At 73.1% G+C, this 20,458-nt stretch carries 18 protein-coding genes and 1 tRNA gene; 9 read left to right on the top strand and 10 right to left on the bottom strand.

Translation table 11 applies throughout. The features are described from left to right. Positions 1–74 precede the first annotated feature (74 nt). The 3 genes from ACH4F6_RS28115 (at position 75) to ACH4F6_RS28105 (ending at position 3,423) form a co-directional block, all read left to right on the top strand. On the top strand, positions 75–1,700 hold the full coding sequence (locus tag ACH4F6_RS28115; protein WP_397963149.1) for an alkaline phosphatase D family protein: 1,626 nt from the start codon (positions 75–77) through the stop codon (positions 1,698–1,700). A 422-nt stretch (positions 1,701–2,122) separates the two neighbouring features. Next, entirely contained in the window at positions 2,123–2,578 is a 456-nt protein-coding gene (locus ACH4F6_RS28110) for a DoxX family protein (protein ID WP_397963148.1), read from the top strand. A gap of 233 nt (positions 2,579–2,811) precedes the next feature. After that, a complete protein-coding gene (locus ACH4F6_RS28105; RefSeq protein WP_397963147.1) occupies positions 2,812–3,423 on the top strand; it encodes a DedA family protein in 612 nt (203 codons plus the stop codon). Positions 3,424–3,759: 336 nt separating this feature from the next. On the opposite strand, the gene ACH4F6_RS28100 is transcribed toward ACH4F6_RS28105, so the two are convergent. Further along, positions 3,760–3,987 carry a DUF2277 domain-containing protein gene (locus ACH4F6_RS28100; protein ID WP_397963146.1) on the bottom strand — a complete coding sequence of 76 codons (228 nt, stop codon included), beginning with the start codon at positions 3,985–3,987 and terminating at the stop codon, positions 3,760–3,762. A 122-nt stretch (positions 3,988–4,109) separates the two neighbouring features. Between ACH4F6_RS28100 and ACH4F6_RS28095 the strand changes: the two genes are divergently transcribed. Continuing rightward, a complete protein-coding gene (locus tag ACH4F6_RS28095; RefSeq protein ID WP_397963145.1) occupies positions 4,110–5,012 on the top strand; it encodes a ketopantoate reductase family protein in 903 nt (300 codons plus the stop codon). A 4-nt stretch (positions 5,013–5,016) separates the two neighbouring features. On the opposite strand, the gene ACH4F6_RS28090 is transcribed toward ACH4F6_RS28095, so the two are convergent. Further along, entirely contained in the window at positions 5,017–5,535 is a 519-nt protein-coding gene (locus ACH4F6_RS28090) for a GNAT family N-acetyltransferase (RefSeq protein WP_397963144.1), read from the bottom strand. A gap of 113 nt (positions 5,536–5,648) precedes the next feature. Here ACH4F6_RS28090 and ACH4F6_RS28085 point away from each other — a divergent pair, with 113 nt between their 5' ends. Beyond that, complete coding sequence (locus tag ACH4F6_RS28085) at positions 5,649–5,996, top strand: hypothetical protein (protein ID WP_397963143.1); 348 nt, start codon at positions 5,649–5,651, stop codon at positions 5,994–5,996. Positions 5,997–6,130: 134 nt separating this feature from the next. Here ACH4F6_RS28085 and ACH4F6_RS28080 read toward each other — a convergent pair. Continuing rightward, positions 6,131–6,205: transfer RNA gene (locus ACH4F6_RS28080), tRNA-Val, on the bottom strand. A gap of 222 nt (positions 6,206–6,427) precedes the next feature. Here ACH4F6_RS28080 and ACH4F6_RS28075 point away from each other — a divergent pair. Beyond that, positions 6,428–7,813, top strand: coding sequence for a hypothetical protein (locus ACH4F6_RS28075; protein WP_397963142.1), 1,386 nt, complete (start codon positions 6,428–6,430; stop codon positions 7,811–7,813). 167 nt (positions 7,814–7,980) lie between these two features. Beyond that, positions 7,981–8,565 carry a DUF4383 domain-containing protein gene (locus tag ACH4F6_RS28070; protein WP_397963141.1) on the top strand — a complete coding sequence of 195 codons (585 nt, stop codon included), beginning with the start codon at positions 7,981–7,983 and terminating at the stop codon, positions 8,563–8,565. On the opposite strand, the gene ACH4F6_RS28065 is transcribed toward ACH4F6_RS28070, so the two are convergent. The 3 genes from ACH4F6_RS28065 to ACH4F6_RS28055 form a co-directional block, all read right to left on the bottom strand. Then, the gene (locus ACH4F6_RS28065; protein ID WP_397963140.1) at positions 8,553–9,710 is read right to left on the bottom strand and encodes an amidase domain-containing protein; all 1,158 of its coding nucleotides are present in this window, start codon (positions 9,708–9,710) and stop codon (positions 8,553–8,555) included. The two genes, ACH4F6_RS28070 and ACH4F6_RS28065, sit on opposite strands and share 13 nt — an antisense overlap. 159 nt (positions 9,711–9,869) lie before the next feature. Next, entirely contained in the window at positions 9,870–11,156 is a 1,287-nt protein-coding gene (locus tag ACH4F6_RS28060; RefSeq protein WP_397963139.1) for a hypothetical protein, read from the bottom strand. Positions 11,157–11,204: 48 nt separating this feature from the next. Beyond that, positions 11,205–13,370: a transglycosylase domain-containing protein gene (locus tag ACH4F6_RS28055; protein WP_397963341.1), complete on the bottom strand. Its 2,166-nt coding sequence runs from the start codon at positions 13,368–13,370 to the stop codon at positions 11,205–11,207. Positions 13,371–13,655: 285 nt separating this feature from the next. Here ACH4F6_RS28055 and ACH4F6_RS28050 point away from each other — a divergent pair, with 285 nt between their 5' ends. Beyond that, on the top strand, positions 13,656–13,874 hold the full coding sequence (locus ACH4F6_RS28050) for a zinc ribbon domain-containing protein (protein ID WP_397963138.1): 219 nt from the start codon (positions 13,656–13,658) through the stop codon (positions 13,872–13,874). A gap of 62 nt (positions 13,875–13,936) precedes the next feature. Here ACH4F6_RS28050 and ACH4F6_RS28045 read toward each other — a convergent pair whose 3' ends face one another. From ACH4F6_RS28045 to ACH4F6_RS28035, 3 genes are all read right to left on the bottom strand, one after another. Continuing rightward, complete coding sequence (locus ACH4F6_RS28045) at positions 13,937–14,746, bottom strand: HAD family hydrolase (RefSeq protein WP_397963137.1); 810 nt, start codon at positions 14,744–14,746, stop codon at positions 13,937–13,939. Next, positions 14,746–17,202 (bottom strand): phosphoribosyltransferase, encoded by a 2,457-nt coding sequence (locus ACH4F6_RS28040; protein ID WP_397963136.1) that lies wholly within the window; start codon positions 17,200–17,202, stop codon positions 14,746–14,748. The genes ACH4F6_RS28045 and ACH4F6_RS28040 overlap by 1 nt, the downstream gene beginning before the upstream one ends. A gap of 107 nt (positions 17,203–17,309) precedes the next feature. Further along, positions 17,310–18,476, bottom strand: coding sequence for an HpcH/HpaI aldolase/citrate lyase family protein (locus ACH4F6_RS28035; protein ID WP_397963135.1), 1,167 nt, complete (start codon positions 18,474–18,476; stop codon positions 17,310–17,312). 206 nt (positions 18,477–18,682) lie between these two features. On the opposite strand from ACH4F6_RS28035, the gene ACH4F6_RS28030 reads away from it, so the two are divergent. Continuing rightward, complete coding sequence (locus tag ACH4F6_RS28030; RefSeq protein WP_397963134.1) at positions 18,683–19,453, top strand: TerD family protein; 771 nt, start codon at positions 18,683–18,685, stop codon at positions 19,451–19,453. Between the two features lie 29 nt (positions 19,454–19,482). Here ACH4F6_RS28030 and ACH4F6_RS28025 read toward each other — a convergent pair whose 3' ends face one another. Beyond that, on the bottom strand, positions 19,483–20,220 hold the full coding sequence (locus ACH4F6_RS28025; RefSeq protein WP_397963133.1) for a Tellurium resistance: 738 nt from the start codon (positions 20,218–20,220) through the stop codon (positions 19,483–19,485). Positions 20,221–20,458 lie beyond the last annotated feature (238 nt).

Here is a 20,458-nt window from a genome sequence, read left to right as displayed (position 1 = left end):
CCGGACTCCGCGCGGTACCCTCCCGCCGGCCTCCGTCGTTCCGTACCGTACGGGACGACGGAGGAGGCGATCACGTGGCCGGACTGCGGCTGGGACCCCTGCTGAGATACGCCGACGGCTCGTCCGCGACCATCTGGGTCGAGGCGAGCCGTCCGTGCGCCGCCGAGGTGCGCTGCGCGGACGGCTCCACGGGCGCCGCCCGCACCTTCCAGGTGGCGGGGCACCACTACGCCCTCGTACCGGTGACCGGCCTGACGCCCGGCACGGCCACGTCGTACGAGGTGTTCCTCGACGGCGCGCGCGTGTGGCCGCTGCCCGACTCGCGCTTCCCGCCCTCGGTCATCCGCACCCCGGCCGGCGACGCGGACGTGACGATGGCCTTCGGGTCCTGCCGGTGGGCTTCGCCCCCGACCGGCGAGCCCGACCCGGTGGGCCCCGACGCCCTGGACGCCCTGGCCACCCGCATCGCCGCCGCCCCGGAGGGCGAACGGCCCGACGTCCTGCTGCTGCTCGGCGACCAGGTGTACGCCGACGAGACCTCGGACGCCACCAAGAAGCGCATCGCGGCCCGCCGCGATCCGGACGAGCCGCCGGGCAGCCAGGTCGCCGACTACGAGGAGTACACCTGGCTGTACTACGAGTCCTGGCGCGACCCCGGGATCCGCTGGCTGCTGTCCACCGTGCCCACCTGCATGATCTTCGACGACCACGACGTCATCGACGACTGGAACACCTCCGCCGCGTGGGTGGCCGACATGCGGGCCACCGACTGGTGGCGCGAGCGGATCCTGAGCGGTCTGATGTCGTACTGGGTGTACCAGCACCTCGGGAACCTCTCCCCCGCCGACCTGGCCGCCGACCCGCTCTACGCGGCCGTACGGGACGCCTCCGACGCCACCGACCTCGTGCGCGACTTCGCCTGCCGGGCCGACGGCGAACCCGCCTCGGTGCGCTGGAGCTACCGGCGCGACTTCGGGCGGGTGCGGCTGCTGATGGTGGACTCGCGGGCCGCCCGCGTCCTGGAGGAGGACGAGCGCTCGATGCTCGACGCGGGCGAGGCCGCCTGGGTGCGCGAGCAGGCCCTGGACGCGCCGGGGTCGTACGACCACCTCCTCGTCGGCACCTCCCTGCCCTGGCTGCTGCCGCACCTGGTGCACGACGCCGAGGCCTGGAACGCGGCCCTGTGCCGGGGCGAGCGGGGCCCGCGGTGGGCGCGGTTCGGGGAGAAGGTGCGCCGGGCGGCCGACCTGGAGCACTGGGCGGCCTTCCCCGACTCGTTCACCGCGCTGACCGAACTGCTCGCCGAGGCCGGGACGGGCCCGCAGGCGCCCGCGAGCGTGCTCGTGCTCTCCGGGGACGTGCACCACGCCTACGTGGCCGAACCGCGCTGGCCGGCGGGCGCCCCGGACGCGCGGGTGCTGCAACTGACGTGTTCCCCCGTCCACAACTCCGTCCCCCTGTCGATCCGGGCCGGCTTCCGGTTCGGCTGGAGCGCCGTGGCCCGCGCCCTCGGACGCCGGCTGGCGCGGCACGGGCGCTGCCCGCGGCCGGTCGTGGACTGGCGCAAGACCGGCGGCCCCTGGTACGGCAACCAGCTCATGACGCTGACGGTGCGCGGGCGTTCGGTCCGGCTGCGGCTCGAGCAGGCGCGGGCGGAGGGCGGGCTGGCGGCCGTGGAGGAGTCCGACCTGACCTCCTGAGGGGGCGGCCCGGGGCCGGGTCCGGCCGACGGGGGGGCCGGGGCCCGGAGGGGCGGACGGCGTGGGGACCGGGGCACGGAGGGACGGACGGTCCGCGGGGGCGGGAAGGCGGGCCGCGGGGGCGTCCGCTGACGGCCCGTCGGTCCGCGCGCGCAGAGCGTGCCCGGGGCGACGGCCGCGGGCGGCCGTACGGGTGCGGATCCGGTCATGCCGTCGGGCGCCGGCGCGGCGGCGGGAGCGGCGCCACCTGCTGCGGCGACGGACGCGGGGCCCCTGGGCGAGACCAAGCCATGGCCAAATGTTGAACTTGCAAGCATTGGTCGGCTCCGCCTACCGTGGTCGCTCATTCGGTACCGCCGCCCCCACCGGCCGGTCCCTCCCCAGGACCGGCCGCACGACCGACACCGAAGGAGTCCCCCCACATGTCCGCTCGTCTCGCCACCGCGCAGCCGTACGCGATCGGCCTGTTCCGCATCGTCGTCGGACTGCTCTTCGCCTGCCACGGCGCCGCCTCGCTCTTCGGCGTCCTCGGCGGCGCCGCCGGCACGAACGGCGGCACCGTCGACACCGGCGCCTGGCCGGGCTGGTACGCGGCCGCGATCCAGCTGGTCTGCGGCAGCCTCGTCCTGCTCGGCCTCGGCACCCGCGCCGCCGCGTTCCTCGCCTCGGGCTCCATGGCGTACGCCTACTTCAAGGTCCACCAGCCGGAGGCGCTGTGGCCCATGGAGAACGGCGGCGAGGCCTCCGCGATGTTCTGCTGGGCCCTCCTGCTGCTGGTCTTCACCGGGTCGGGCGCGCTGGGCCTGGACCGGCTGTTCGGCCGCCGCGCGGCGGAGCGGCGGGAGCCGGCGGCCCGCGAGGCCACGGTGACGGTCTGAGCCGTCGCTCCACCGAGGGGGCGCCCTCCCGGCCGGCTCGCCGGCCCGGGGAGGGCGCCCCCTCCGGTCGCGCGGCCGACTCGTGAACGTGCCGTGCCGAACACACGAGCCCCCGGTGAATCCCCTGTCACACTCTCGGCGTACGCTGTATGGCTGTCATTGGCCGCACCTGCCGCTCCCCCGCGACACCGCGGCACGGTCAGGCCGCACGGGGGAGACACGGGGAGTCCGCGGTGTTCGAGAGTGTGGGGGCGTTGATCGGCGCCCCGTGGATCTATGCGCTGGTGGCCCTGTCGGTGCTGCTCGACGTGTTCCTGCCGGTGCTGCCGAGCGGGGTGCTCGTCATCACGGCGGCCACGGCGGCGGCCGCGGGCTCGGGCGCCGCGACCGGGCTGGTCGCGCACCAGGTCCCGGACATCCTGGCGCTGATACTCTCCGCGGCCACCGCGTCGGTGCTGGGCGACCTGGCGGCCTACCGGCTGGCCCGGCGCGGCGGCGCACGGCTGGACCGCGCCATCTCCCGTTCCCGGCGCCTGACCACCGCGCAGGAGCGGCTCGGCGGGGCCCTGGCGCGGGGCGGCGGCGCCCTGGTCGTGCTGGCCCGCTTCGCCCCCGCCGGCCGCTCGGTCGTCTCCCTCATCGCCGGCGCCGCCCACCGCCGCGCCCGCGACTTCCTCCCCTGGTCCGCCCTGGCCGGCCTCTCCTGGGCCGGCTACAGCGTCGCCCTCGGCTACTTCGGCGCGCACTGGCTGGGCGCGACCTGGCTGGCCACGGGGGTGTCGGTCATGGCGCTCTTCGGCGCGGGCGCGGCAGCGGCGTACCTGATGCGCCGCCAGCCGGCGTAGCCGGCGTGACGCCGCGCTCCGGGGGCTCCGCCCCCGGCCCCCGGCCGGCCTGAGCACCCCACCCGGCACCGGCGCGCGGGCCGACCCCCGCGGCGACCCCCGGGGATTCCGCCCCGCACCCCCGAATCGGCCTCAACGACCCGCCCCCACCCGCCGGACGGGCCGAACCGCCCCGCCCGGCACCGGCGCGCGGGCCGGCCCCCGCGGCAACTCCCGGGAATCCCACCTCCGGCCCCCCGCTCGGCCTGAACGGCCCCGCCCCACCCACCGGACGGGCCGAACCGCCCCGCCCGGCGCCGGCACGCGGGGCCCGGCCGCTCGGCCCCGCGGGGCGCCTCACGTCTTCCGTGCCGCGGTTCCCCGGACCTCCAGTCCGGCCAGCAGCTCGGCCGTGGCCAGGGTGATGGTCTCGACCGCCTGCTCGAACACCTCCCGGTTGTGTGCGGCGGGCGCCCGGAAGCCGGACACCTTGCGCACGTACTGGAGGGCGGCGGCCCGGATCTCGTCCCCGGTGGCCTCCTCGGCCAGCACGGGCGGGCGAAGGGTCTTGATGCTGCGGCACATGACCCCAGTCTGGCCCCGCCGCGGCCCGTCCGTCGCCCCTTCCCCCCGCGCGCCTCCCGCTGCCATGATCACCCCTGAGGCGGCCACCGCACCGGGGCCGACCGACGAGAGGAACACCCACCATGGCGAATGACAGACTCACGCTGGCCGTCCTCGGCCCCGGAGGCGTCGGCGGCCTCCTCGCCGCGCTGCTGGCCCGCGCCGGCCACCAGGTGATCTGCCTGGCCGGCGACGAGACGGCGGCGCATCTGCGCAGCGCCGGGATCCGCGTCCGCAGCGGGCGGTTCGGCGCGTTCACGGCCTCGGTCGACGCGGACACGGAACTCCGCGCCCCCGTCGACGCGGTGCTGATCGCCGTCAAGCACACGACGCTCGACGCGGCCCTCACCCGCCTGCCCGCCCCGGCGCTCGGGGAGGCCCTGCTCGTGCCGTTCCTGAACGGCGTGGAGCACCCGGCGGCGCTGCGGGCGCGCCACCGCGCGGACCTGGTCGCCCCGGCCGTCATCCGCGTCGAGTCGACCCGCGTCGCCCCCGGCGTGATCGAACACGCCAGTCCCTTCGCGGAGATCGACCTCACCGGCGACCCGGTCGCCCGCCCCCGCCTGGACGCCCTCGCGCAGGCCCTCTCCGCGGCCGGCCCGGCCACCCGCGTCCTGCCGGACGAGACGGCCGTGCTCTGGGCGAAGATGTCCTTCCTGGCGCCCCTCGCGCTGCTCACCACCCGGTACGCCCTCCCCCTGGGCGAGGTCCGCACCCGCCACCGGGACGAGCTCACCGCCGTGGTGGAGGAGACGGCCGCCGTCAGCCGCGCCTGCGGCGCCCCCGCCGACCCGGCGCAGGCGCTCGCCCGGTACGACGCCTTCCCGCCCGCCATGAAGTCGTCGATGCAACGCGACGCCGAGGCGGGCCGGCCCCTCGAACTCGACGCGATCGGCGGGGCGTTGCTGCGGGCCGCCGAACGGCACGGGGTGCCGGTGCCGGTGACGGCGAACCTCGTCGGGGAGTTGAGGGACGCCGGGCACTAGGCGACTAGGTCCCGTCGGCGCCCAGGTCCACGTACCAGTCGTTGGACTTGATCCAGTGCCCCTTCGGGTACTCGAAGTCGACCTGGCCGAGCAGGGTGAACCCGGCCTTGCGGCAGACCCCGTTGGACGCGGCGTGGTCCGCGCCGGGGAAGGCGTGCAGGGCCGGGTGGCCGCCGGCCCGCCGGACGATCCCGACGAGCTCCCGGGCGGCCCGCGCGGCGAGTCCCCGCCCCTGGAACCCGGGCAGGATCCCCCAGCCGGTCTCCCAGACCGTGCCGCCCCGCCACGCGCGCTCCCAGTAGCCGATCGAGCCGACGGTCTCCCCGCCGTCGGCGAGCGTGACCCGGTACATGCACCCGTCGTCCAGCGCGACGTACCGCCGATGGCGGTCGGCGAGCGCCTCCTCGCTCTCCGGGCCGCCGAGATGTTCGGTCATCTCGGGGCTGTTGGTCCGCCGCAGCAGCCAGAAGTCGTCCTCCGCCCAGGGCACCAGCCGCACCCGTTCCCCACCTGTGAGATCCATGCCGCCACCGTAGGACGCGGGTCTGACAGCGACACCGGCGACGGCTTCACCCGAACGCATGAACCACCTCGAGCAACTCGCCACTCAAATTCGAACAGGCGTACCATTGCCGCGTGGGTACGACCTATGACTTCCCGAGCGACCTGCGCGCCGGCCAGCAGGAGTTGCACCAAGTGCGGGCCGAGTTGTCGGCCCTGCTCAAGCGGCTCCCCTGGTCGGTCGAGCCCCTGGACGGCTTCAGCGACGACGGCGGCTGGCGCAAGGTGGAGCGCCCCGCCTCCCCCGGCTGGACGGCCGACGAGCAGGCCGAGGTGGAGAAGCTGCGGCAGCGGGAGCACGAGCTCGCGGTGTTCGTGAGCGGCCACCGCTTCTGGGCGGAGGTCTCGGCCGCGGACCGGGTGGAGGCCCGTATGCGGCTCAAGCACGTGGACGAGACCCCGCCCGCCGAGGAGGAGGGCTAGCCGTCGGCCCGTCGCGCCGAGGGGGCCGGTCCGCGGCCCCGGGCGCGGTCCGCCGCCGCACGTCCCGCCCGCCCGCTTCGCCCCTGCGCGAGAAGAGGGCCCCCGGATCTCTCCGGGGGCCCTCTCGTGTCTCCTGGTGGGCGCGGACGGTTTCGAACCGCCGACATCCTGCTTGTAAGGCAGGCGCTCTACCCCTGAGCTACGCACCCAGGACGATTCGACAGCCTACATGGCCCGGGGCACTGCCCCGCAAACCCGATCGCGGTCGCCCTCCTCCCGGGGGCCGTTCCCGCCCGCGCCCCCGCGGACGACGACCACCCCGGCCACCGGTCCTGCGCTCCGCGGAACGCGAACCGACCGGCCCGTGTCTTCGTCCTCGACCGGTGGGAGAATGACACCGGGCAGGGTCGATCACGGCACGGGAGAGGGATGTGACGGCGACACCAGCGCAGCCGTACTCGCCGTCGGTACCGCGCGCACGCCTGCGGGCGCTCGCGGACACCCTCACCCTCGTGGCCGCCGTCCCGTTGGCCGCCGTCCTCGTGCTGCCCGCCGCCTTCGCCGGCGGCGGCACCCGGCGCTGGTTCGGCGGACGCTCGGAGAGCCAGCGGGCCGAGGCGCAGGCCGCGAAGGACGCCGCGGCGGCCGCGTTCTACGAACTGGACACCGCGCAGCGGGACCTGCGGATCTCGATCGAGACCATCACGGCCGTCGACGACTCCCCGGCCGCCCGGCGCGCGGTCGCCGACTTCGCGGCGGTCGGCCGCCGCATCGACGAGGTCAGCCGCCGGTACATCGACGCGGTCGACGCCCACGACCTCGACCGGGACGACCTGGAGGCCTCGGCCGCCGCACAGGCGCGCACCCGGCTGACCCGGGCCAAGGACGAACTGGTCGGCGTCAAGCGGGAGCTGGACCGGTTCGCCGAGGGGCTCGGGCCGCTGCTGGGGAAGGCGGAGACCCGGCTGGCCCGGCTGGCGCCCGCCGTGGAACGGGCCCGGCAGGCGCTGCTGGCCGCGTCGAACGCGCTGGACGCCGTACGGGGCACGGGGCTGAGGGCCGACGGCCTCGCGGCCCGGCTGGCGGCGCTGGCGCCCGAGCTGACCAGGCTCAACCAGGGCGCGGGGCAGCACGGCGTGCCGCAGACGCTGGAGCGGGCCGAGCGGGTCTCCCGGGAGGCCGAGGCGGTCCGCGCGGAGGCCGAGCGGCTGCCGGAGCGGGCCGCGGAGATCGACCGCCGGCTGGTGTCGCTGCGCACGCGCGCGCAAGCGCTGACGACCCGGGCCGGGCAGGTCGAGCCGGTGCTGAGCGAGCTGCGCCGGCGGTTCACGGCGGCCTGCTGGCAGGACCTCCAGCACGTCCCCGAGCAGGCCGCGGAGCACATACGGCAGGCCGAGGCGAAACTGGGCGAGGCGCGGTCCGCGCGGGACGCGCAGCGCTGGCCGGACGCCACCGCGCTGCTGTCGACGGCGCGCGCCCTGCTGAACTCCACCGACGAGGCCGTCTCGGCCGCCGCGGACCGGCTGACCCGGCTGAACGCCGTGCAGAAGGACCCGCGGCAGGAGATCGACCGGACCCGGTTCGCGATCCGGGACGCGCAGCGGCTGGCGATGGCGGGCCGCAACACCCCCGACCCGCGGCACGCGCGCCCCCTGGACGACTCCGTGGCCCGCCTGGAGCGGGCGGTCACCGGCCTGGAGGGCCGCCACCCCGACTACTGGCACTTCCTGACGGAGACGGAGGCCGTACGGCACACGGTGGCCGACGTGGTGGCCCGGATCCGCGAGGAGCGCGGGGCGGCGGCCGGCCCGCAGTAGGGCCCGCGCGCCGGATCGGGTGCCGGATCGGGCCCGGGCCCGCCCCGGACGGTCGCCGGCCGCCCCGGCGCCGTCGGCCGGGCTCTCCGTTGCCGTCCGGCCGGACCGGGCGGATATTGAGAGGTACGGACGGCTCGTCGGCATGTCACACCCCCAGGGAGGCGACGATGGCCAGCCAGGCACTCCACGCGAAGCAACGACGGCGGATCAGGTTCGACGAGCACCTTCCCGTAGACCACCGGCTGAACAGGGTCTACCGGATCGGTGCCGGCCTCATGGGCGCCGGGCTGGTGGTCTTCGGCATCTTCGGGATCATCGACAGGATCGGCTTCTTCGACACCGGCGGCGACACCGTCTGGGCCCTGAACACCAACGGCGCGCTCAGCTGGCTGTCGGTCGCCGTGGGGCTGCTGCTGTTCGTGGGCATGGTGATCGGCGGGAACTTCGCGTCGACGCTGAACATGATCCTGGGGGTGCTGTTCATCCTCAGCGGCTTCCTGAACATGGCCCTGCTGGAGACGGACTACAACTTCCTGGCCTTCCAGATCCAGAACTGCATGCTCAGCTTCGTGATCGGGATCCTGCTGATGGTCTTCGGGATGTACGGCAGGGTCGGATCGGCCCTGCCGCACGACAATCCCTACTGGCGGGCCCGCCATCCCGACGCGGTGGACGAACGGGACCGCCACCGGGAGCTCAGGGAGAACTGGCCCCCCTCGTCGCCCCCGTCGTCACCGGATCAGGTGCGGTAGGCGTAGTAGTACGCGGTCGGGTACGACGCGACCAGGCTCGCCACCGACCTGCGGAGGGTGTTGTTGGAGTGGTAGGTCACGTACGGGACGCCGTTGCTCTTGTACGTGACGATCATCGTGTGGTCCTTGGACCCGTCCCGGTCGAAGTCCATCTGCAGGACGTCGCCGACCTCGAGCTGGTAGACGTTCGCCAGCGAGGTCGTCCGCTTGGAGTTCTGGGCGAACCAGGACCACTCGTTGACGCCGATGAACGAGTCCGACTGGATGTCGGCGTTGCCGAACCACTTCGTGTAGTCGTACACGTAGCCGGGCACGTGCTTCCAGCCGCCCGCCTTCAGGGCCTGGCTGACGAAGTTGGTGCAGTCGCCGCCGGCGCCGTGGCCGTTGAAGTCCGGGTAGTCCGTGTTGTAGACGTTCCAGTACTTCTCGGCGTAGGCCGCCATGGCCTTGTAGTCGTACGTGGTGCCGGTCTTCGGGGCGGCCGCCGGATTGCGGGTCGTCGCCGCGCGCGGCGCGTTCGGCATGGTGTCGTCGACGGTGGTGGTCGCCTTGACGGGGGTCGGCTTGGACAGCGTGTTCACCGCGAGGCCGCCCTGGTCGGTGTCCCGGATGTCGGTGAGCTGCCAGTCGCCGTGCCGGTCGGCCTTGAAGGTCAGCTCGTGCCGGGCCTGGAAGCCGGTGGTCCTCGGCTGGCTGCCGGTGGCGTTCGCGTAGGTCAGGGTCGTGGTCTCGGTGACCGCGGCCTTGGCCGTGCGGCCCGTCACGCGCGTGGCGTTCAGGGTGACGGTGGTGCTGGCCTTGCTGTACTTCTCGCCGGCCTTCGCCAGCTTGTCCTTGCGCTGCCCCAGCGAGGACAGAGCGGCGTCCTCGGTGCGGGCGGTGCCGGCGGACAGCTTGACGTCGCCGGAGAAGCCGTCGGTCAGCGGCTTGTCGCGGTCACCCTGCTCACCGGTGACCAGGGCGTCGGTGCGGTCGGTGAAGACCGCGTCCGCCAGCCGCTGGAAGGTGGCCTTGGTCCTCGCGTCCACCTTGGGGTCGTCGACGACCGCGGCGCCCGCGCTCCAGTTGGGGAGGAGTGCCACTCCCGCCACGACGGAGGTGGCGGCCGCCCCGAGTATGGCGGCACGGCGGCGCGTACGGCTCAATTTCCTTGACTTCACTGATGTTTCCCCTCTTGCCCCGGCGGAGGGATGCCGGGGTAGCGCATCTTCGCACGCCGTGTGCGGCGGCTGTGAAGGGGGATGCCGCAGCGATCCGGGGATGTTACTGGAACGTCATTGCCGCGGCCCTCCGCCCCGCCCGCGTCACTTCACGACGGTCTTCCAGTCCGGGCTCTGCGCCGGGTCCAGGGTGCGCAGCCGCTCCAGCGTCTCGGGCTTCTGCACGTCCATCCAGTCGGCCAGTTCCTTGAAGGACACGCACTTGACGTCCTTCTTGGTGCACACGTTCTCGATGACGTGGTCGACGGCGTTCATGTAGATGCCGCCGTTCCACTGCTCGAAGTGGTTGCCGATGAACAGCGGGGCACGGCTGCCGTAGTAGACGCGGTTGAAGCCCGCCATGTAGGCGTCGATGGTCTGCTGCTGCCACTCGGGCTGCTTGGCGGGGTCGCCCTCGGTCTCGCCGCCGGTCTGGTTGTAGAGGAAGTTGAAGTCCATGGACAGGGCCTGGACGTCGCCGCCGTCGTACGGGAGTCCCTGGAGCGGGAAGTCCCACAGGCCGTCCTTCTTCGCCGGCCAGATCTGGAAGGCGCCCGGGGAGGACGCGTCGTAGCGCCAGCCGTAGCTCTTGGCCGCCTTGACCAGGTTCTCCTGGCCCTCCAGGCAGGGCGCCCGGCCGCCGACGACCTCCTTCTTGAAGTCGAAGGGCAGCGGGTCCATGTCGGTGTAGCCGGTGTTGGTCTTCCAGTTCTCCACGAACGCGAAGAACTGGTCGATCTCGCTCTTCCACTCCTCGACGCTCCAGTCGCCGCCGCCCTTCGCGCCGCAGAAGTGGCCGTTGAAGTGGGTGCCGATCTCGTTGCCCTCCTTCCAGGCCTCGCCGAGCTGCTCCAGCGTGGTGCGGATGTGCTCGTCGGTGGGGAAGCTGATCGCCGCGCTGCCCTTGGGGTGCTGGGGCGGCGAGTACAGGTCCGCCTTGCTCTTGGGCAGCAGGTAGATGCCCGTGAGGAAGAAGGTCATGTGGGCGTTGTACTGCTCGGCCATCTCCCGGTAGTGCTGGAAGAGTTCGTCGTCGCCGCTCAGGGCGCCGTCCCAGGAGAAGACGACGAACTGGGGCGGCTTCTCACCGGGCTTGAGCGGTTCGGCCTTCAGCCGGCCCTCCTGCGGGCCGGTGTACGAGGTGGAGCCGTCCCCCAGGACCTTGGTCTTGCCGTCCCACTCCGGCTCCTTGGTCGCCTGCGCCGACGCGTTCTTGCCGTCCCCCGAGGACGAGGCGGTGGGCGCGGTGTTGTCCGTCCGGTTCAGCACCAGGTAGCCCGCCGTCAGGGAGGCGACGACGAGGAACGCCGCCAGGGTCAGGAACCCCGGATGGAAGGCGGCGGTCCGGCGTTGCTCCCGGGCCTTGCGGCGGCGGCCCGACGGTGACTTCATGTGCGGCTCATTCTCCCAGCGGTTGAGGACGGCGGGGCCCGTCGGTGGTCAGCCGAGCGGGCTCATGGCCCGGGACCATATGCCGTAGGGGACGCTGTCGTCGGCGGTGCCGGCGATGCCCTCCAGCGGCAGCGGTTCGAGGCTCTTGGCGAGGTCGATGCGGTAGACGACGACCGCCGTGGAGACGGACTTGTGGGTGCCGACGTACCAGGCGGCGGTGTCGTTCTGCGTGGTCCCGGCCTTCCCCGCCACCGCGGCCGAGGCGGGCGCGGCGTCGGGGTGGGCGGTGCGGAAGGAGTCGGTGAGCGCGGAGGTGACCTCCTCGGCCACGTCGGCGCCGAACGCCCGGGTCGATTCGGGCACGTCCAGGGCGACCTTGGTGCCGTTGTGGGTGATCTGCCGCACCGAGTACGGCTCGGTGTGCTTGCCGGCCGCGGCGAAGGTGGAGTAGCCGCTGGCCATGCGGATGGCACTGGGCGTGGCACTGCCCAGGGACAGGGCGGGCACCTGGGCGCCGAGGCTGGAGGACAGCAGTCCGGACGCCTCGGCGGTGGCGCGCACCTTGTCCAGGCCCGTGTCCATGCCGAGTTGCATGAACGGCGTGTTCACCGACAGCTCCAGCGCCCGGTGCAGCGAGATCCGGCCGTACGACTTGTCGCCGTCGTTGCTGCCGGTGACCTTCTTGCCGCCGCGGTCCCAGTACGGCCCCTCCGGGGTGGTCACCGGTATGTCGTCGTCGCCGTCGTACAGGGACTCCCCGGTGACCTCGGTCGCCTCCCCGTCGCGGGTCTTGTGGACGCCGTGCTCCAGGCCGGCCGCGTACACGAACGGCAGGAACGCCGAACCGGCGGGGACGGTGGTGGCGTTGGACTCGTTGTAGCCCTGCGTCCGGTGGTCGGGGCCGCCGTAGACGGCGAGGATCCGGCCGTCGGCGGTCACCGAGGCGGCGCCGTAGTGGGCGTTCTTCGCGTTCTTCGGGTCGTCCTCGAGGGCCTTGCCGCGGGCCTTGGTGACGGCGTCGGTGAGCTGGGTCTCCCGCTTCTTGTCGAAGGTCGTGTAGATCTGGTAGCCGCCCAGGTCGAAGTCCTTGTCGGAGATGTCGGCGGCCTTCTTGGCGTACTGCGCGGCGACCTCGACCAGGTAGTCGCTCTGCTCACCGGTGTCGTACAGCGGGTTGTTCTTCAGCGGCTCGGGGAACTTCGTGTACGTGGCCCGCTCGGCCTTCGACAGCTTGCCGATCTCGACCATCCGGTCGAGGGTCCAGGACCAGCGCTCCACGGCCCGGGCCCGGTTGGCGCTGTTCAGGGTCGGGTCGTACAGGCCGGCGCCCTTGAGGAGGCCGGCGAGGAACGCGGCCTCGCTGGCGTCGAGTTCGCTGACGTCCTTGCCGTAGTAGGCCTGGGCGGCGCGCTGGATGCCGTAGGTGCCGCGGCCGAACCAGCTGGTGTTGAGGTAGCCCTCGAGGATCTCGTCCTTGCTCATCTGGTTGTCGAGCTTGAGGGCGATCATCGCCTCGGTGAACTTGCGGCGCAGGGTCTGGTTCTGGTTGAGGTAGACGTTCTTGACGTACTGCTGGGTGATGGTGGAGCCGCCCTGGGTGTCGCCCTGGCCGAGCGTGCGGAACAGGGCGCGGCTGATGCCCTTGAAGGAGACGCCGGGGTCGCTGTAGAAGCTCGCGTTCTCCGCGGCGAGGACGGCCCAGCGGACGTCCTCGGGGATGTCCTCCAGCGGCATCGCCTGCCGCTGGACCCAGCCGGTGCGGGCCATGGGCGTGCCGTCGGCCCAGAAGTACACGTTGTCCTGCTGGGTGGCGTACGTGTTGAGGTTGTCGGGGATGTCGGTGGCCGCGTAGGCGACGACCAGGAACAGGCCGCTGAGGCCTATGGAGGCCAGCACGCCCCCGAGCCACTGCCGCCAGGACGGTATCCAGCGCCGCCAGCCGGAGCGCCCCGGCCGCGGGTACTGCGGCCGCATCCGGCGGGCGTACGGCGTGACACGTGCGACCAGCGGAGCGAGGGCGGCGACCAGGAGGGCGAGACGGGGGCCGACGGCGGCGGAGATCCGGGAGGAGAAGGAAGGACGGGGCGCCTTGCGTCCCTTGCGCCTGTTCTCCGGCGTCGCCGGTGTCTCCCGACTGCCCGGTATGCCCCCTTCGGGCACCCGCAGTTGCATGGTCTCGTCCGCCGTGAAAGCGGCCGGGACCTTCAACTGCATGGTGGCGTCCGGTTCCTGGGGCTCCTCCCCCTGCCCCGCCTGGGTCACGATGTCTCCCTCCGCCCTCGGTATGGCACGCGTAGGCAGACGTACAGACGTACGAGGGTCTGACATGGTTGCCGTTGAGGCGGCTGCAAACCCTGAATCCCCCGACCTCGCGGTTCATCGCGGCGCTCTCAAATTACCAGCGCCCTTCGCAAACTCTCCACATAAGAAGTCGACAGATGCGAACACCATCGAACCGATGAGAGCCGTGCCGCCGCATCCGCCGTTTAACCTGTCGCCATGCCACGCTACGAGTACCGTTGCCGGACCTGCGGCGACACCTTCGAACTGAGCCGTCCCATGGCCGAGTCCTCCGCTCCCGCCGCCTGCCCGGCCGGGCACGACGACACGGTCAAGCTGCTGTCCACGGTAGCTGTAGGCGGCACCGTTTCCGCGCCCGCCCCCGGGGCCGGCGGCGGGGGCGGGGGCGGCTGCTGCGGCGGGGGCTGCTGCGGCTGACGCCGCGGAGGGCCGGGACCGCGGACGCCCCGGCGCCGGCGCGGGGGCGCCGTGGCCTGCGGCTACTGCCCGCGGGCCGTCCTCAGGAACTCCCGCAGGATGCGCTCCCCCGCCAGCACGCCCCGTTCGGGCAGGGCCGTGATGTGCGGGGCCGTCCAGGCGGCGTCGGCGAGTTCGCCGTGGCCGGGGCGCCAGCCCCGGTCCGCCGCCAGGAGCAGGTCGGCGTCGAGGAGGGAGTCGCCCGCCGCGAGCGTCAGCTCCGCGCCGGTGCGTCGGGCCACCTCGCGCACCGCCGCGCTCTTGGTCAGCGGCTTCGGCACGGCGTAGATCTTGCGGCCCTGGAGGGAGACCGTCCAGCCGCGGTTCTCCGCCCAGACCGCCAGCTCCTTCACCCACTCCTCGGGCAGCAGCTCGCGCTCCACGACGAGGTAGGCGAACAGGTCGTCGGCGACGCGCTGTTTGCGCAGCCAGAGCGGGTCGGCGAAGGCCGCCAGATGGGCCTGCACCTCCGCGAGCGGCGCGCACTCGTCGGCCAGCCGCGCGGTCACGGCCGCGTGCCAGTCCGGGTCCGACACGCCGTCGACCAGCAGGTGGCCGCCGTTCGCGCAGACGGCGTACGCCGGCGCCGGGCCCGGCAGGTTGATCCGCAGGTACTGCTTGCGCGTCCGGGTGGTCGTCGGCACGAACACCGCCGCGTCCCCGAGGTCGGTGAGCAGCCGGGCCGCCGTCTCCGTGAGGTACGACAGCGGGCGGCTCTCGTGCACCTCCACGCACAGCAGCCGGGGCGCCCGCGCGTCCGGCATGGTCAGCGCGAGGGCCGCCGCGGAGTAGATGAGCGTACGGTCGAGGTCGCTCGCCACCATCACCGGCATCAGACCGCCACCGCCTTGCCGTCGGCGCCGGTCGCGCCGCGCGTGTACTGGGGGTGGATCAGCCCCACGCAGGTGTACGGCAGGTCGCCGACCTCCTCCACCGGCACCCCTCGCTGCCCGGCCAGCAGCCGGACGTGGTCCAGGTCGGGGCCGGCGCCGGCCCGCGCCAGGATCTTCCACGGCACCCGGCGCAGCAGCACCCGGGTGGTCTCGCCGACGCCCGGCTTGACCAGGTTCACGTCGTGGATGCCGTACTCCTCGCTGATGCGCTCCACCGCCGCCCAGCCTTCCCAGGTGGGCGTGCGGTCGCTCGCGAGCAGTTCCTTCACCGCGCCGTCGACCGCGTCCGCCACCTCGGGGAAGCGGGCGGAGACGGCGTCCAGGAAGGCGTTCGAGACGTCCGCCCCGGCGAGTTCGCGGTAGAACTTCGCGCCGTGGAAGTCGTCCGGGCCGACCAGGTCGGCGCGCAGCACCGTGCGGGATATCAGGCCCGACACCGTGGAGTTGAGGCAGGCGGAGGGGATGAGGAAGTCCTCCCGGGTGCCGTAGGTGCGCACGCAGGAGCCCGGGTCGGCCAGCACCGCGATCTCCGGGTCGAAGCCGGACGCGCCGCCCCGGGCCTCGAACTCCTCGATGGCCTCGGCCAGTTCCCGGGTGATCGCGCCCTTGCCGGTCCAGCCGTCGACGAAGACGACGTCGCGCGGGTCGTGGTGCGCGGCCAGCCAGCGCAGCGCGTTGGCGTCGATGCCCCGGCCGCGGACGATGGAGACGGCGTAGTGCGCCAGGTCGAGGCCGTGCCGGTGCAGCGCCCAGCGGCGCATCAGCACGCCGACGGGGGTGCCGGCCCGGGCCAGGGAGACGAGGACGGGCCGGGGCGACCGCTCGGCGATCACGGTCTCGGTGACGACGCCGACGGCCTGCGCGAGCCGGGCCGCCGAGGTCTCCAGCGCCGCGTGGAACAGCTCCTGGTACCGGTCGCTGGGCTGGTACTCCACCGGCAGCGACTCGGCGTAGTGCGCGCCGCCGCTCTGGATGGCCTCCTCCCGCTCCTCGGTCGGCGCCTCCAGCGTCACGTCCGAGAGGTCCTGGAGCAGCCAGCCGACCTCCTCCGGCGCGTACGAGGAGAAGGCGGGACCGCGGAGGGGTTCGGGCAGCATGGCGGATCTCTCTCCAGGCAGGGCGGCGGCGTACAGCGGTTCGGGGACGTACGAGGGCACGACCGCGAGGACGACGTGCGGGGTGTGGGCGGCGAGCCGGTCCAGGAGCCCGCCGGGGGCGTGCAGCGCGCCGGTGTCGGCCACGGAGTCCACGACGGCGACGATCGTGTCGAAGCCGCCGCCCGCGACGTTGTAGGCGTAGCGCTCGCCGGGGCCGTCGGCCGGGTCGTCGTGCGCGGGGAAGACGATGCGGCTGCGTATCGCGTAGCCGGGGTCGTCGACGGCGAGCACGGGCGAGCGGGTGGTGGTGGAGTAGCGCACCTCGGCCGCGACGAGCTGCTCCAGCTCGCGCGCCAGCCGCAGCGGCGCGTACATCAGCTCCTCGAAGCCGAGGACCAGCACGCGGTGCGCCCCGGCCGGCAGCGCCTCGGCGAGCCGGGCGGCCATCGCGGGCAGCGCCCGCTCCAGCCGGGCCCGGTGGCCGGGCGTGAACCCGTGCCGGCCGCCGTCGGGCAGCCCGCGGGGCCAGCACAGGTCGACGCGGGTGACCCGGCCGTACGGCTCGGGGGCCGGGCCCTGCGGCGTCTCGTGCCGCGCGACCAGTTCCCGCCCCTTCTCCAGGACGTCCTCCGGCAGGGTCACCGTGCCCGAGGCGGCGGCCACCAGGTCGACGCGGGCGCCGATCTCGCGGGCGAACTCCGCCAGCCGGCCCGCGTCGGCGGCCGAGCGCATGTCGACCAGGGCGACGATGACGTAGCGGCGCCGCGGGTAGCTCTCGTGGAGGTCGCGGATGGTGTTCAGGACGGTGTTGCCGGTGGAGAACTCGTCGTCGACCAGGACCAGCGGGCCGTCGCCGACCAGCAGCGCCGGGTCCTCCGGCAGCAGCAGGTGGGACGTGGCGTGCGAGTGGGACTCCTCGAAGCCGCCGGCCCGGGCGACGCCGGGGACGGGACGGCGGGTGGAGTGCAGGTAGGGGGCCGAGCCGACGCCGTCGGCGACGGAGTGGCCGAGGCCGGTGGCGGTCTCCGCGTACCCGAGGACGACGGCCGTGGCGGCCTCCTCGCCCAGCAGGTCGCGCACCCGGCGGCCCAGGGCGAAGCCGTAGCCGTAGACCACGGACGGGGACTGCGGCACGTGCTTGCCCAGGACGTGGGAGACGAGCAGGTGCGCCCGCTTGGGGTTGCGGCGCAGCGCCAGCCCCAGCAGGTCCGTCAGCTCGTCGTCGCCCGCGAGCCGGACCCCGAGCCGCTCGGCGACCCAGCTCCCGGACCAGACCCCGTTGTTCACTGCGTTGTTCATGCGTCCCTATGTCGTAGGCGGTGTGTCGTGGGCGATGCGGGCGGTCGCCGTGCGGCGGTGCGCCGCGGGCCGCCGTACGGCGGTGCGCGGCGCCGGCGCTCGGCGGTTCAGCCGGGGAGGCCCGCGGCGAGCAGGTCGACGAAGCTCACGTCCTCGTGCGCGACGCCGAAGACCTCCGCGCGCAGCATGGTCCGCTCGGCCCAGGCGCGGTGCGGTTTCACCTCGTTCATCTTGTTCGTGTACGCCGACCTCAGCACTCCCCCGCCGCCGCGTTCCGGCCGCAGGATGTCCGCCGCGTCGCTGTACTCCTCGTGACTGACGACGGACAGGGCGTGGACCGCGGGGACGTGCGAGGGGTGGATGCAGGTCTTGCCCAGCAGGCCGTTGGCGTGGTCGAGCGAGATCTCGCGCAACAGCCCGTCCATCGCGTGCTCGATCAGCTTCTCACGCAGCTCCACGGCCTGTCCCTCCAGGAAGGGGCTGTGCCGCAGCATCGGCTTGAACATGCGCTCCGGGACCCGGAAGTACTCCCACACCGGCCCGGTCACCGTGAAGCCGCTGCCGTCGGCCCGCCCCAGCATGTTCACCACGTCGGCGATCACGGAGGCGACGATCTGCACGTCGTAGGCGGTCATGTCGGGGGCGCGGCGCAGACCGTACGAGGAGCAGAAGTCGGTCACGCCCAGGCGCAGCGCGAGGACCCGGCTGCGGTACTTCTCGACGGCGCGGGCGATGCCCTCCAGGGCGTCCACCCGCGACTCCCGGTACATCAGCTCGGGCGTCTCCAGCACGGGCATCGCGAACAGCCGCCGCTCGCTCGCCACCTCGGCGCCCGTCAGCGCCTCCAGGAACGGGATGCCGCGCTCCTCGGTGAACTTGGGGAACACGAACCCGCTCAGCAGCCGTACGGTCGGTCCGAGGCGCCGGACCAGGTCGGGGATCTGCTCGGGCGTGCGCACCCGGATGAAGAGCAGCGGCGGCTCCGCGTCCGGACGCCCCGCGAGGTCGGCGAACTGCCGGACGAGGTTCTCCTCACCCTCGGCGACGTCCTCGTCACCGATCGAGTCCTCCAGGCACAGCACCATGGACACCACGCCCCGGGCGGCCTGCTTGAGGATGTCGTCGGCCAGCCGGGGCCGGGTGGCCGGGCTGTAGAGCGTGGCCCCGAGGGCCGCGGAGAGCAGTCGGGCCGACGAGTCCGTGTCGAAGACGCACGGCTGGCGGTGGAAGAGACGCTCTCGCACCGCAGGGGCGAGGTGCCCGAAATGACGCATTTAACTCCCCCGTGGCACAAGGCAAGGCGATGGATTTCGGCAAGAGGTGGCCGGTAATAGTACGTAGATACCCATGTCCAGGGTTCCCACCGGTCATGAACTTCAGGTAACGACGACCGGCACGGACCGGCGGACCCGCGCCGGCCGGGCCGGACCCCGTGTACCCCACGTTGTCGTGAGCAGAACGGAGAGGGCAGGATGGCCGCATGACGCACGCGATGCTGAAGGGGTCGAACGTCCCGCTGAAAGCCACCACGGTGCGCGCCGTGCTGCGCTGGACACCCGGGCAGGGGGTCCCGGACGTCGACGCCTCCGCGCTGCTCCTCGGCCCCGACGGTCGTGTGCGCTCCGACGAGGACTTCGTCTTCTACAACCAGCCCCGGCACCCCTCGGGGAAGGTCTGGCGCCTCGGCAAGAAGCGGAGCGCCGACGGTCTCACCGACACCATCCAGGCGGATCTGGCCGGTGTCGAGTCCGGCGTCGGTCAGATTCTCCTGGTCGCTTCGGCGGACGGCGTCACGTTCGACCGCGTACGCGCCCTCAGCATCCTGCTGTACGACGCGGCCGTCACCGACGGCGAGCCCCTCGCCACGTTCGACATCCGCCCGGAGACGGGCGAGGAGACGGCGCTGATCTGCGGCGAGCTCTACCGCCGCGGCACGGGCTGGAAGTTCCGCGCTCTCGGCGAGGGCTATTCCAACGGCCTGAAGGGCCTGGCGACCGATTTCGGCATCTCGGTCGACGAGGCGGAGGAGGCGGCCGCCCACGCCCCCGAGCCCACGCCGAGCCTCTCGCAGCCGCTTCCGCCGGAGCAGCCGACCACCGCCGTGCCCCAGCAGCCGCCCGCCTCCTACGGCTACCCGGCCAACCTCCCGACATACGGCTACGGCTATCCGGACGCGGCCCGGGCGACGGCCGCGGCCCCGGCCCGGGAGTTCCGCATGCCGCCGCAGGGACCGCAGTTCATCGGGCGGTAGCACGACCGCCCGGGACCGCGCGTAAGGGGCTACCGCTCGACCTTCGTCTTGTAGCCCCGCCCCCACTGCAGCCCCCACCCGTACAGCCGGTCCAGCTCCGCCTGGAAGCCGTACACGAACTTCACCTCGCGCCGCACCAGCATCTCCCCCTTCACGTTCTCGATCATCACCACGGCGCACGAACGGGCCTGCGGGTGCCGTTCGTCGAGGCCTATCTCGATCCGCGGCCCGTTGCTCGGGTACAGCGTGACGATCGCGTGCGTACGGTCGAACGCCGGCGTCTGGTCGTAGATGTAGACGAACACCAGCAGCCGCTTGATGGCGTCGCGGTGGTCGAGGTTGACGTAGATCGTCTCCCCGGACGCCGACCCGAACCGGTCGTCCCCGCTGAGCTTCACGTACGGCGGGGAGTTGACGTCGCCGAGGAGGCCGCCCAGCGGCTGTACGACGCCCCTGGTGCCGTCCGTCAGTTCGTACAGGCAGCCGAGGTCGAGGTCGACGTTGACCATGCTCTGGCTGTGTCCCATGACCTCCGGCGGCCGCAGGGCCTTGAAGGGGTGCCGCAGCAGGCTCTCCCGGTGGACGCCGCCGATGTCGGAGGTGCGCATCCGCCAGGTCAGGTTGATGCGCAGGTGTCCGGTGGCGGCGTCCTGCCGGGTGAGGGAGACGCTGCTGTGCCGTTTGGTCAGCTCGATCGCGTTGGTCGCCGCGTTGCCCGAGTCGAAGTCGGCGGCCCGTCCGGGCCGCAGTCCGTCGAAGAAGCCCATTCCCGCCCCCAAGTGTCCTGACAAAAACCGGCGGGGCGGCCCGAGGACTCGTCCTCGACGGCCGCCCCGCACAGAGCGTTCCTCACCGGGGAGCCGGTCACACCCCGGACGGGACCTCGGTCTTCTCGTCCGAGCCCGTCTCTCCCTCGGCCGCGGCCAGGGCGCGGTTGCGGCGGACGGAGGACCAGAAGGACCAGCCGATCAGGACGACGCCGATGAGACCGGTGATGATCTCGTT

Source organism: Streptomyces sp. NPDC017936 (assembly GCF_044328485.1).
In the GTDB taxonomy this organism is placed as follows: domain Bacteria; phylum Actinomycetota; class Actinomycetes; order Streptomycetales; family Streptomycetaceae; genus Streptomyces.
The sequence above is the reverse complement of the archived record's forward strand: the minus strand, read 5'-3'. Positions and strand labels throughout refer to the sequence as shown.

Coding starts and splice junctions, on each gene's coding strand:
- ACH4F6_RS28110 (WP_397963148.1), top strand. CDS start 2,123: ATGTCCGCTCGTCTCGCCACCGCGCAGCCGTACGCGATCGGCCTGTTC.
- ACH4F6_RS28100 (WP_397963146.1), bottom strand. CDS start 3,987: ATGTGCCGCAGCATCAAGACCCTTCGCCCGCCCGTGCTGGCCGAGGAG.
- ACH4F6_RS28095 (WP_397963145.1), top strand. CDS start 4,110: ATGGCGAATGACAGACTCACGCTGGCCGTCCTCGGCCCCGGAGGCGTC.
- ACH4F6_RS28090 (WP_397963144.1), bottom strand. CDS start 5,535: ATGGATCTCACAGGTGGGGAACGGGTGCGGCTGGTGCCCTGGGCGGAG.
- ACH4F6_RS28070 (WP_397963141.1), top strand. CDS start 7,981: ATGGCCAGCCAGGCACTCCACGCGAAGCAACGACGGCGGATCAGGTTC.
- ACH4F6_RS28060 (WP_397963139.1), bottom strand. CDS start 11,156: ATGAAGTCACCGTCGGGCCGCCGCCGCAAGGCCCGGGAGCAACGCCGG.
- ACH4F6_RS28055 (WP_397963341.1), bottom strand. CDS start 13,370: ATGCAGTTGAAGGTCCCGGCCGCTTTCACGGCGGACGAGACCATGCAA.
- ACH4F6_RS28050 (WP_397963138.1), top strand. CDS start 13,656: ATGCCACGCTACGAGTACCGTTGCCGGACCTGCGGCGACACCTTCGAA.
- ACH4F6_RS28045 (WP_397963137.1), bottom strand. CDS start 14,746: ATGCCGGTGATGGTGGCGAGCGACCTCGACCGTACGCTCATCTACTCC.
- ACH4F6_RS28040 (WP_397963136.1), bottom strand. CDS start 17,202: ATGAACAACGCAGTGAACAACGGGGTCTGGTCCGGGAGCTGGGTCGCC.
- ACH4F6_RS28035 (WP_397963135.1), bottom strand. CDS start 18,476: ATGCGTCATTTCGGGCACCTCGCCCCTGCGGTGCGAGAGCGTCTCTTC.
- ACH4F6_RS28030 (WP_397963134.1), top strand. CDS start 18,683: ATGACGCACGCGATGCTGAAGGGGTCGAACGTCCCGCTGAAAGCCACC.
- ACH4F6_RS28025 (WP_397963133.1), bottom strand. CDS start 20,220: ATGGGCTTCTTCGACGGACTGCGGCCCGGACGGGCCGCCGACTTCGAC.